Source organism: Methylibium sp. (assembly GCF_013817365.1).
GTDB lineage: Bacteria > Pseudomonadota > Gammaproteobacteria > Burkholderiales > Burkholderiaceae_C > Methylibium.
Genome location: NZ_JACDCU010000096.1, coordinates 1 through 10,722 on the forward strand (window position 1 = coordinate 1; position 10,722 = coordinate 10,722).

General features: G+C 69.3%; 11 protein-coding genes. 3 read left to right on the forward strand and 8 right to left on the reverse strand.

Features of this window, described 5'->3' with window-relative positions:
• The 6 genes from H0W38_RS08160 to H0W38_RS08185 form a co-directional block, all read right to left on the reverse strand.
• A partial coding sequence (locus tag H0W38_RS08160) for a YncE family protein (protein ID WP_367161751.1) occupies positions 1–354 on the reverse strand: 354 nt, incomplete at its 3' end.
• 111 nt (positions 355–465) lie between these two features.
• Positions 466–2,382: an ATP-binding protein gene (locus H0W38_RS08165; RefSeq protein ID WP_292452761.1), complete on the reverse strand. Its 1,917-nt coding sequence runs from the start codon at positions 2,380–2,382 to the stop codon at positions 466–468.
• Positions 2,383–2,384: 2 nt separating this feature from the next.
• Positions 2,385–3,140, reverse strand: coding sequence for a response regulator transcription factor (locus H0W38_RS08170; protein WP_292452762.1), 756 nt, complete (start codon positions 3,138–3,140; stop codon positions 2,385–2,387).
• Between the two features lie 147 nt (positions 3,141–3,287).
• Entirely contained in the window at positions 3,288–3,740 is a 453-nt protein-coding gene (locus H0W38_RS08175) for a MaoC family dehydratase (RefSeq protein WP_292452764.1), read from the reverse strand.
• 70 nt (positions 3,741–3,810) lie between these two features.
• Positions 3,811–4,431, reverse strand: a complete 621-nt coding sequence (locus tag H0W38_RS08180) for a ParA family protein (protein WP_292452765.1) — start codon at positions 4,429–4,431, stop codon at positions 3,811–3,813.
• A 269-nt stretch (positions 4,432–4,700) separates the two neighbouring features.
• On the reverse strand, positions 4,701–6,839 hold the full coding sequence (locus H0W38_RS08185; protein WP_292452767.1) for a S9 family peptidase: 2,139 nt from the start codon (positions 6,837–6,839) through the stop codon (positions 4,701–4,703).
• Between the two features lie 258 nt (positions 6,840–7,097).
• Between H0W38_RS08185 and H0W38_RS08190 the strand changes: the two genes are divergently transcribed.
• Entirely contained in the window at positions 7,098–7,640 is a 543-nt protein-coding gene (locus H0W38_RS08190; RefSeq protein WP_292452768.1) for a hypothetical protein, read from the forward strand.
• On the opposite strand, the gene panC is transcribed toward H0W38_RS08190, so the two are convergent.
• Both panC and panB read right to left on the reverse strand, forming a co-directional pair.
• The gene (gene panC, locus H0W38_RS08195; protein ID WP_292452769.1) at positions 7,641–8,477 is read right to left on the reverse strand and encodes a pantoate--beta-alanine ligase; all 837 of its coding nucleotides are present in this window, start codon (positions 8,475–8,477) and stop codon (positions 7,641–7,643) included.
• 62 nt (positions 8,478–8,539) lie between these two features.
• The gene (panB, locus tag H0W38_RS08200) at positions 8,540–9,379 is read right to left on the reverse strand and encodes a 3-methyl-2-oxobutanoate hydroxymethyltransferase (protein ID WP_292452771.1); all 840 of its coding nucleotides are present in this window, start codon (positions 9,377–9,379) and stop codon (positions 8,540–8,542) included.
• Positions 9,380–9,473: 94 nt separating this feature from the next.
• Between panB and H0W38_RS08205 the strand changes: the two genes are divergently transcribed.
• Together H0W38_RS08205 and H0W38_RS08210 are read left to right on the forward strand one after the other, a co-directional pair.
• On the forward strand, positions 9,474–9,641 hold the full coding sequence (locus H0W38_RS08205) for a rubredoxin (protein WP_292452773.1): 168 nt from the start codon (positions 9,474–9,476) through the stop codon (positions 9,639–9,641).
• Positions 9,638–10,722, forward strand: a 1,085-nt coding sequence (locus tag H0W38_RS08210; RefSeq protein ID WP_292452775.1) for an FAD-dependent oxidoreductase, incomplete at its 3' end; no start/stop codon positions are given. The genes H0W38_RS08205 and H0W38_RS08210, both read left to right, overlap by 4 nt.

The following is a 10,722-nucleotide window of genomic DNA, read 5'->3' on the forward strand; positions in this document are numbered from 1 at the left end:
CGCGCCGAACCAGTCGGCCACGTACACGCGGGTGCCGTCGGGCGAGGCGTCGATCCCGACGGCGCCCTTGCCGGCCGGCAAGGTGTCGATGACACGCTGGGTGCGCATGTCGATCACCGAGACGGCATTGCTGTCGGGCGCCGTGACGAACACCTTGCCGGCCGGGCTCACCGCGACCACGCCGGCCGGCGACTTGGCCACGGGAATGGTCGCCGCGATCTCTCGGGTGGCTAGGTCGACCACCGAGACGCTGTGATCGCCCTGGTTGGTGATGTAGGCGAAGGGGGCGGTGCGTGCGGCCGCCGCAGAACAAAGCAGGCTCAGGCCGAAGATGAATTTGGTGGTCAGGGACATGAAGCGTGTGCGCGGCAAGGAGGGCCGATCTTGCCGCGTGCCGGTGCGTCACGCCCGCGGTCGGACTCTCGACCGCCCACCCACCGACGAGAGAATCGCGGCAACGCTCTCTCAGCGCACGCCGAGCTTGAACGCGATCATCGCGCGCAGCTTGTTCGGCGCCACGGGCTTGATGAGCAGGTGGAAGTCGTCGCGGCTGGCTTCCTCCTCGTGGCCGCTCATGGTGCTGCCGGTCACCAGGATGGCCGGCAGCGTGCTGCCGAAGGCGGTGCGCAGGCTCTTGAGCGCTTCGGTGCCGGTGCGCCCGTTCGGCAGCCGGTAATCGACGATGGCCAGGTCGGGCGCCGGCGGCTCGCCGCGCGCCCAGGCCTCGACAGCCTCCACCGACTCGAAGGCGTGGACCGTCGCGCCCCACCCCTTGAGCAGCACCACCAGACCTTCGCGCACGGCCGGCTCGTCTTCGACCACGAGGATGTCGCGGCGCTCCAGGGTGAGGCCGAGGCCCGGCTTGCGCGCGGCCGGCGCCAGCGGCTGCGGGCGCGGCGGCTTGCCGAGCGGCAGGGTCAGCGTGAACACCGTGCCGCGCCCGGGCACCGAGGCCAGGGCGAGCGGCGCATCCTGCAGGCGGGCCAGGCGCTGCACGATGGCCAGGCCCAGGCCCAGGCCCTTGGACTGGTTGGCCTGCAGCGGCGCATGCGCCTGCACCTGGTAGAACTCTTCGAAGATGCGCGACTGCTCGGCCGGCGCAATGCCCAGCCCGGTGTCCCAGACCTGCACCTGCACCTGCGTGCCGCGCCGCCGCGCGCTCACCAGAATGCCGCCGTCTTCGGTGTAGCGGATGGCGTTGGACAGCAGGTTGCGCACGATGCGGTCGACCAGCACCGGATCGCCGAACACCGGCAGGTCGCCGCCGCGAAAACGCAGGGCCAGGCCTTTCTCGAAGGCAGTGGGCTCGTACTGCAGCTTGAGACGCTGGAACACGTCGCGCAGCGCGAAGTGCTCCGGGCGCGGATCGACGCCACCGGTGTCGATCTTGGTGATGTCGAGCAGTTCACTGAACAAGCCCTCGAGCGCATCGACCGAGCTGTTGATGCTGTTGACCAAGTGGGTCACTTCCTCGTCGCCGCGGCTCTTGGCACGCAGCGCCTCGGCGAACAGGCCCATGGCGTGCAGCGGCTGGCGCAGGTCGTGGCTGGCAGCGGAGAAGAACTGGGTCTTGGCCCGGTTGGCCGCCTCGGCAATGCCGCGGGCCTGGTCGGCCGCAGCCTTTTCCACCAGCAGTTGCTGGGCCAGGCGCTCGGTGCGCAGCTTGAGCTGGGCCGACTCGGCGAAGCTGCGGCGGTAGGTGCGCCCGAGCAACATCGACATGCCGTAGATCAGCGCCACCACGCCGGCCATCTGCAGTGCCTTGGGGTCGTCGTGCGTGGCGACGCGCGCGATCGTCGGCAGGAAGCACAAAGAGATGAAGGCGAAGAAGACGCGGTACTGCGAGGCGAGCATCGCCACCGCGCCGACGCAGTAGCTGTAGACCGTGAGCAGCAGCGTGGTCTGGTGGAAGGGGCCGCCCTCGCCGTAGAACAGCCAGCCCGCCAGACCCCACATCGCTCCGGACGCCAGCGCGCCCGCGTTCCAGCGGCGCTGCCAGGTGAGCGCGGCGTCGCGCGCAGCGCTTTCGCCCGCGCGGTGATAGGCGCGCAGCGTGACGGCCCGCAGCACCCAGAGCAGCGCGAACATCGCCGCCCAGGCCAGCACCTCGGTGCGCGGCCCCACCGGCCAGAAGATAAGCACCAGCACGACGGCGCCGAGCATGTTGCCGCCCAACGAAACGGGGCCCTGCGCATAGGCGAAACGCACCGCATCGGGCAGCAGTTCGGCACGCGAGGCGGGCGGGGTGTGCGGCACGTCGTTTGCGCCGGTGGCGCCATGGGCACCGGCGACAGGGCTGGACACAGCGCTCGCACCGATGACGGCAGCGGCCGGGACGTCGGCGGTGGCGGATTTACGCACCGCTGCGGCGGTGCCGGCCATGCTCAACGCCCGCTGCGCCGCCAGGCGGTGATGCCGCCGGCTTGCTGCGTCATCTGGCTCACGGCCAGCACGGCCTGGGTGCGCGAGTTGACGTTGAGCGCGCGCAGCACGGCGGCCACGTGGTCCTTGACCGTCTCGACCGAGACGCCGAGTTCGCGCGCAATCAGCTTGTTGGGTTTGCCCTGCAACAGCAGCGCCAGCACGTCGGTCTGGCGCGGCGTCAGGCCGATGGCGCCCAGGCTGGGCGGGTTTTGCTGAAAGCCGCCTTGCGTCGATTGCGCGCCGACCACGCGCAAGTATCCCGGCGTGGTGTCGACATCGGCCGGCGAAGCCGCGCTGCTGTCGGCGCTGTTGCCGCCATCGGTGCCCATCGTCATCGGTGGCACGTAGATGCCACCCGACATGACCAGGCGCAGCGCCTCGAACAGCGTCTCGTTGCTGGCTCGCTTGGGCACGAAGCCCATGGCGCCCATGTCGATGGCGCGGATGACGTCGCTGGTGCGGTCGGATGCCGAGACCACCACCACCGGCAGCGCCGGGTAGGCGGCGCGCAGCTCGGTCAAGAGATCGAAGCCGTTCGCGTCACCGAGCTGCAGGTCGAGCAGCACCAGGTCGAACTCAGCATCTTCTTGCAGCGTGGCTCGGGCCGCGGCGGCACTGTTCGCACCGGCCACGGTCACGTCGTCGCCCAGGCCCTGTATCACCGATTTGAGGGCAGACAGGATCAGCGGGTGATCGTCGATCAACAGCACTTTCATCGCGGCGGCTTTCCAGTGAACCCGCGTCCATGGTAGCGGAGGGCAGCGGCGCAGCACCACGCCGGCCCATGGCGTTCTGGGGGTGGCCCCTGCCCCGGAACACGGGCTCCGGCCGCAGCGCTGAGACGCTGGAGCCAGCGGCTAGAGCTAGAGATAGCGCCGCGTCAGCGATTCGGCCACGCAGACCGGCTTGTCGGCGCCTTCGCGCTCCACGGTCGCTTCGACCGTGAGCTGCGCACCGCCGGCGATGGGCTCGTACGCGAGGAGGCGCAAATGCGCTCGAAGACGGCTGCCCACCGGCACGGGAGCGGTGAAGCGCACCCGGTTCAGCCCGTAGTTGATGCCCATGCGGGTATCGGCCACCGCGAAGGCGGTCTGGAAGAAGGCCGGCAACAGGCTCAGGGTGAGAAAGCCATGCGCAATGGTCGCGCCGAACGGGCCGGCCGCCGCACGCTCGGCGTCGGTGTGGATCCACTGGTGGTCGTCCGTGGCCGCGGCGAAGCGGTCGATGCGCACTTGTTCGACGAGAACCCATTCGCTCGTGCCGAGAGGTGCGCCAACCAGCGATTGCAGCTCGGTGAGGCGATCGAAGGTTTTCATGTCGTGCAAGGCGCCGCAGACGGCGACCGGGCGCCGCGCCCTGCTGGATTGCGGGGCAGACCGGCAGCCCTCATTCGGCCTGCGCCCATTGCGTCACCGGCCGCCATTGCTCGAGATCCTTCTCGACCCGGCTCGGCGCCACGTCCCACAAGGCCAGGCCGCGGGCCGCGAGGTGGATGTAGTTCTGCGTGTCGCGCAGGTGGCCGAGCAGCGGCACGCCCAGCGTGCCCAGGAAGGCTTCGAGCTGATCGGCAGAGATGGTGCCCTCGCGCACCCGGTTGCCGATCACCGCGATGGCGACGCGCTCGCTCTTGCGGCGTGCCAGAAGCTCGGTGATGAAGTCACGCGTGGCGTAGATGTCGAAGATGCTCGGCTGCAGCGGCACCAGCACGCGGTCGGCCAGCTTCATCACCGCGTCGAGCTTCCTGCCGTGCAGCCCGGCGGGGGTGTCGAGCACCACATGGGTCGTGCCCTTCGGCGGCTTGACCAGGCGGTCGATCGTCACTTCCCAGCCGGCCACCGCAGGCGCGGCCTGCGGGCGCAGCCCGAGCCAGGTGCGCGACGACTGCTGGCGATCGACGTCGCCCAGCATCACCGCATGCCCCTCGCGCGCCAGATAGCCTGCGAGGTTGGTGGCAAGCGTGGACTTGCCCACGCCGCCTTTCGGATTGGCCACCACGATCACCGTCATCGCTCGCCTCCACGCTCGGGGTTGTCGCCGGACAATGCGCGTCGATGGTAGCGGCTGCAGCGCCCCGCAAGGCCGTGCGGCATGCGAGCTCGCCGCCGCGCATGCCCCGGCATCACGGCGGCTTTCGACGCCTCACGCGAGGCCTGGACCTGGCCAGCACGTTGCTCAGATGGGCTCCGCGCGCCGTCCGATAGATGCCGAAATCGCGTTCGTCCAGTGTTGCGATGTCGTGCAACGCATCACACCGAACGCCGCCGAGTCGTAGCGCATCACCGTGCCAGTCCCCACTGATCCAGCATGAAGGTAAAGCTCAGCGACAGTTCCCACAGCGCGTCGAAGCGCCCCGACGCGCCGCCGTGACCGGCGTCGAGGTTGATCTGCAACAGCACGGGGTTGTCGTCGGTTTTCAGAGTGCGCAGCCGCGCCGCGTACTTGACGGGCTCCCAGTACTGCACCTGGCTGTCGTTGAAGCCGGTCTCCAGCAGCATGGCCGGATACGCGGCGCGCCGCAGGTTGTCGTAGGGGCTCCACGCGCGCAGCCAGGCGTACTGTTCGGCGAACTTCGGGTTGCCCCATTCGAGGAACTCGCCCACGGTGAGCGGCAGCGATTCGTCGAGCATGGTGTTGATCACGTCGACGAAGGGCACCTCGGCGACCATGGCCTTGAACAGCTCGGGCCGCTGGTTGACCGCGGCGGCGACCAGCAGCCCGCCGGCGCTGCCGCCCTTGATGATCAGGCGCGACGGCTCGGTCCAGCCTTGCTCGATGAGCGCCTCGGCACAGGCGATGAAGTCGCTGAAGCTGCGGTGCTTTTCGGCCATCTTGCCGGCGTCGTGCCAGGTGCGACCGAGGTCGCCGCCGCCGCGCACGTGGGCGATGGCGAACACGACGCCGCGGTCGAGCAGCGACAGCCGCGCGGACGAGAACTCCGGCTCGCTCGGGATGCCGTAGCTGCCGTAGCCGTAAAGCAGCAGGGGTTGCGGGCGGGCCTCGTTCGTTTGTTCGAGCGTGTGTTCGTCCGCTTTCGTGTTCGCCCCTGCGTTCGCCCGGAGATCGCGCCGGTACACGAGCGAGATCGGCACTTTCGTGCCGTCCGGGGCCGTGGCGTCGACGCGTTCGCTGGCGTAGATCGAGGCGTCGAAGCCGCCCAGCACCGGCTCGCGCTTCCTGAGCACGCGCTCGCGGATCGTCAGGTCATAGTCGTAGACCGTGGCCGGCGTGACGAGCGAGGTGTATTCGAAGCGGAACTGCACGGTGTCGAACTCGGCGTTGTCGAAGCCGCTGGCGCTGTAGACCGGCTCGTCGAAGGCGACGCGGTGCTCTTCGCCGCTGGCAAGGTCGCGCACGCGCAGCTGCAACGAGCCGGCAATTCTTTCGGTGACGACCAGGTGGCGCGCGAAGACGTCGGCCTCTTCGAGCATCACGTCGCCGCGGTGCGCGATCAGCTCGGTGGCCCGTGACAGGTCGGGTCGACGCGCGTCGATGCTCGCCAGCCGGTTGTTGCGGCCGGTGTCGTTGACGAGCAGGTAGAAGAGGCCCTCGCGGTGGTCGATCGAGTACTCGATGCCGCTGCGGCGCGGCAGCACGACCCTGGGCCTGGCGAGCGCGCGGTCGGCGTCGAGCACGCGCACCTCGCTGGTGTCGGCGCTGTCGATCTGCAGCACCACGTACCGATGGTCGCGCGTCTTGCCCAGGCCGAGGCTGAACGCCTCGTCCGGCTCTTCGAACAGCAGGCGGTCGGGCCGGCCGCTGCCGACGAGGTGACGCCACAACCGGTGAGCGCGCCGGGCCTCGTCGACCGTGAGGTAGTAGAGCGTGCGGTTGTCGTTGCCCCAGACCGCGCCCTCGGTGCGTTCGATGGCCAGCGGCAGCACGGCGCCGCTGGCAAGCTCCTTGACGTGCAGCGTGTAGTCGAGGCCGCCCGTCTCGTCGAGCGAGAAGGCGAGCCAGCGGCCGTCGGGGCTCACGTCGAAGCTGCCGAGCTCCAGATAAGGCTTGCCTTCAGCCATTTCGTTGAGGTCGAGCAACACCTCGTCGGGGGCGTTGGCATCGAAGTGCCGCTCTTTGCCGGCCGCCGCGCGGCGGATCTCCACCGGGTACTGGCGGCCGGCCAGCGTGCGGCTCGAGTACCACCACCGGCCGTCGCGGCAGGGCACGTCCTCGTCATCCTGCTGAATGCGCGCGAGCATCTCCTCGTAGAGCTGCTTGCGCAGGGCGGCGTGCGGCATGAACCAGGCAGCGGTGTGCGCGTTCTCGGCTAGGAGGTGCTTGCGCACGCGCGGATCGTCGCGCTCGCGCAGCCAGAAATAGTCGTCGATGCGGCGCTCGCCGTGGACGCTGACGTCCTTGGCCCGCTTGGGCGCAACGGGCGCCGCTTCGGGGTCGTGGGTGATGGGGGTTGTCGGCATGTCGCAGGAGCGATGAATTCCGGGCTTCGGCCGGAGGTGCCGGCGAAGCGCAGGATGCCACGGGGTCCGATACGTCATGTCCGGAGGGGCCGTGCCCACCGCGCTGCTGCGTGCGGCAGGGCACCGAGAAGGTCGCAAACGACAGGTGCGTGCCGCCGCCGCTTCGCTTAGGCTGGCCAAAGTGCACCTGCGATCCCGGCCGAACACCATGGAAATCTCGATACGGCGCATCTGCTGGTTCCTGCTTGCCTAGCGGCGGTGCTGGCCACCGCGACGGCGACCGTGGCAGCGCGGCGCGAACCGCGCGAGGTGCTTCTCTGGAGCGCGGTGGCGCTGGCGTTTTGCTACTTTTCGATCGACGAGGCGGCGACGCTGCACGAGCAGTTCAACATGCTGCTGCACTACGCCGTCGGCACGCCGCGCGGCATCGACGTGCTGAGCCTGACGCTCGTGGCGATCGTCGGCGCCGCCATGTTGCCCTTCGTGCTGCGATTGGACCGCCCGACGCGAGGCGCCATGTTCCTCAGTGCGGTGCTGCTGGTCACCGGCGGGGCCGGCATCGAGATCGTGACGAACAAGGTGCTCGGCCTTTCGGGCGAGCAGATCCGCGCTGCCCTGGTGATCACGCCGCTGGAGGAACTCCTTGAGATGCTGGCGGCGTTCGTCGTCATTCGCGCCTTGCTCAGACGACTGGCCGCCTCCGGCCCCAGCCTGGCGCTGCACTTCGTGGACACCGAGGTCGTCGCCGGCTCAGAGCGCGCGGCTGCACTCCAGACCGACCCGTCCGCGACCGCCCGTTGATCAACGCTCGAGGTTGTCGATCAAGCGCGTGCGACCGAGCTTGGCCGCCGCCAGAACGACCAGCGGCTCTTCGTCAAGCAGCCCCGCCTGCGGCAGCTGCAGATCCACGCGACGCCGTACCGCAACGTAGTCCGGCGCCCAGCCGCGTTGGCGCAGTCGCTCCATCGCCTTCCCTTCGACGTCGACGAAGTCACGCGCGCCGGCTGCGAGTTGCCTGTGCACCTCGCGCAGCGTGGCGGCGAGCTGCGGCGCCTCGGCGCGCTCGCTCGCGCTCAGATAGCCGTTGCGCGAACTCAGGGCCAGGCCGTCTTCGGCTCGCAAGGTCTCGCCGGCAAGCACTTCGACCGGCAAGGCGAACTGCCGCACCATGCCGCGAACGACCATCAGCTGCTGGTAGTCCTTCTTGCCGAACACGACGACGCGCGGCTGGAGGCACTGCAACAGCTTCATCACCACCGTGCACACGCCGGTAAAGAAGCCGGGACGAAAGGCCCCCTCCAGAATGCCGGCCAGTTCGGCGGGCGGTTGAACCGTGTAAGTCTGCGGCTCGGCATAGAGCTCGCGCTCGTCGGGCGCGAACACGAGGTCGCAGCCTGCGCCTTCGAGCAGTTCGCAGTCGCGTCCCAGGTCCCGGGGGTAGCGGTCGAAGTCCTCATTGGGGCCGAACTGCAGCCTGTTGACGAAGATGCTGGCCGCCACGGGCCCGCCGTTCTCGCGGGCGAGTCGTACCAGAGCAAGGTGGCCCTTGTGCAGATGGCCCATCGTCGGCACGAAGGCAGGCGCCGGTGCACCGGCCAGCGCGGCGCGCAACTCGGCAAGGGTGTGAACGATGCGCATCGGCTCTTGGCCTCCTTGACGGCCGGGCAGCAGACCGCGCGGCTTTCGTGAACCCGGAAAGCTCAGTAGGCGTGGACGGCTTCGTCGGGGAAGCTGCCGTCCTTCACTGCGGCCACGTAAGCTCGCACGGCCGCTTCGATCGAGGCGTGGCCGTCCATGAAGTTGCGCACGAAGCGCGGCAGCTTGCCGCGCGTGATGCCGAGCATGTCGTGCAGCACCAGCACCTGGCCGGCGGTGCCGGCACCGGCGCCGATGCCGATGGTCATGAGGCCCGGGCTGTCGGCCTGCACGTCGCGGGCCACGGTGGAGGGCATGAGTTCGAGCACCATCATCGCGGCGCCGGCCTCGGCCAGCGCCTTGGCATGGCGGCGCAGCGTTGCGGCGCCGGCTTCGTCCTTGCCCTGGATGCGGTAGCCGCCCAGCGCGTGCACGCTTTGCGGGGTGAGGCCGAGGTGCGCGCACACCGGCACGCCGCGCTCGACCAGAAAGTTCACCGTCTCCGGCGTCCAGCCGCCGCCTTCGAGCTTGACCATCTGCGCGCCGGCAGCCATCAGGGTGCCGGCATTGCGCAGGGCCTGGACCGGGTTCTCCTGGTAGCTGCCGAAGGGCATGTCGGCGATCAGGAAGGCCGACTGGGTGCCACGCGAGGTGCTGCGCGTGTGATAGCCGATCTGCTCCATCGTCACCGACAGTGTGCTGGGCTGGCCCTTGAGCACCATGCCGAGGGAGTCGCCGACGAGGATGCAGTCCACTCCCGCAGCATCGACCAGCGCGGCGAAGCTGGCGTCGTAGGCGGTGAGCATGGCAATTTTTTCGCCGCGCGCGTGCATCTCGCGCAAGGTGTGCAGCGTCACCGGCTTGCGGGCGGGGGGACGGTCGGCGGGCGACGTTTGGCTGCTCATGGTGCGGTGCGGCAATGGGTCGTGGATTCTAGACATGCACCTGCCTGCCTCGCACCACTGGCAGCGGCTCACGAACACAGGACAAAATCGCCTCATGAAAAAGTACGAGTGCGGCGTGTGCGGATTCATCTATGACGAAGCGCTGGGCCTGCCCGACGAAGGCATCACGCCCGGCACCCGGTGGGAAGACATTCCCGCAGACTGGCTGTGTCCGGACTGCGGCGTCGCCAAGAGCGACTTCGAGATGAGGGAGATCCGATGAGCGCTCCGGTGATCGTCCTGGGCAGCGGGCTGGCCGGCTACACGCTGGCCCGCGAGTTTCGCAAGCTCGACACCACCACGCCGCTGGTGGTGGTGAGCCGCGACGAGGCCGGCTTCTATTCGAAACCGATGCTGTCGAACGCGCTGGCCGGCAAGAAGTCGCCGGCCGCGCTGGTGATGAAGGCCGCCGCCACGATGGCCGCCGACCTCAACGCCACGGTGCTCGCGCGCAGCAGCGTCGCGGCGATCGACACCGCGGCACGCGGCATCACCCTCGACGATGGCCAGCGCCTCGCCTACCGCGACCTGGTGCTGGCACTCGGCGCCGATGCGATCCGCCTCTCGCTGGCCGGGGACGCGGCGGACGCGGTGCTCTCGGTCAACGACATCGACGACTACGCGCGCTTTGCCGAACGCCTGGAAGGGGTTCGGCAGGTCTGCATCCTCGGCGCCGGCCTGATCGGCTGCGAGTTCGCCAACGACCTGCTGCACCGAGGGGTGGCACCGATGGTCCTCGACCTCGCCGACCGACCGCTCTCACGCTTGCTGCCGCCGCAGGCCAGCAGCCGCCTGCGCGAAAAACTCGAAGCCGCCGGTGTGGCGTTTCGCTTCGGCGTGGCGGTCGCACGCGTTGATCACCGCGAGGGCGGTGGGCTGCGCCTGCAGCTCACCGACGGCAGTGCGCTCGAATGTGACCTGCTGCTCTCGGCCATCGGCCTGCGCCCGCGCACCTCTGTGGCCGCCGCCGCCGGCCTGGCGGTCGAGCGCGGCATCGTCGTCGATCGGCACCTCACCACCTCGGCCTTGCACGTGCACGCCATCGGCGACTGCGCGCAGGTCGAAGGCCATTGCCTGCCCTACGTGATGCCGCTGATGCAGCAGGCACGCGCGCTCGCCGCCACGCTGGCAGGCACCCGCACGCCGCTGGCCTACCCGGCCATGCCGGTGGTCGTGAAAACGCCCGCCTGTCCGACCGTGGTGTGCCCGCCGCCGATCGACGCTGCCGGCATTTGGGAAGTCGACGCCGACGAAGCGGGTCTCGAAGCCCGCTTCGTCTCAGGCGACGGCCGGCTGCTCGGCTT

Excerpts from the sequence above, each read along its gene's own strand:
- H0W38_RS08165 (WP_292452761.1), bottom strand. The coding sequence starts at position 2,382 with ATGGCCGGCACCGCCGCAGCGGTGCGTAAATCCGCCACCGCCGACGTC.
- H0W38_RS08170 (WP_292452762.1), bottom strand. The coding sequence starts at position 3,140 with ATGAAAGTGCTGTTGATCGACGATCACCCGCTGATCCTGTCTGCCCTC.
- H0W38_RS08175 (WP_292452764.1), bottom strand. The coding sequence starts at position 3,740 with ATGAAAACCTTCGATCGCCTCACCGAGCTGCAATCGCTGGTTGGCGCA.
- H0W38_RS08180 (WP_292452765.1), bottom strand. The coding sequence starts at position 4,431 with ATGACGGTGATCGTGGTGGCCAATCCGAAAGGCGGCGTGGGCAAGTCC.
- H0W38_RS08185 (WP_292452767.1), bottom strand. The coding sequence starts at position 6,839 with ATGCCGACAACCCCCATCACCCACGACCCCGAAGCGGCGCCCGTTGCG.
- panC (WP_292452769.1), bottom strand. The coding sequence starts at position 8,477 with ATGCGCATCGTTCACACCCTTGCCGAGTTGCGCGCCGCGCTGGCCGGT.
- panB (WP_292452771.1), bottom strand. The coding sequence starts at position 9,379 with ATGAGCAGCCAAACGTCGCCCGCCGACCGTCCCCCCGCCCGCAAGCCG.
- H0W38_RS08205 (WP_292452773.1), top strand. The coding sequence starts at position 9,474 with ATGAAAAAGTACGAGTGCGGCGTGTGCGGATTCATCTATGACGAAGCG.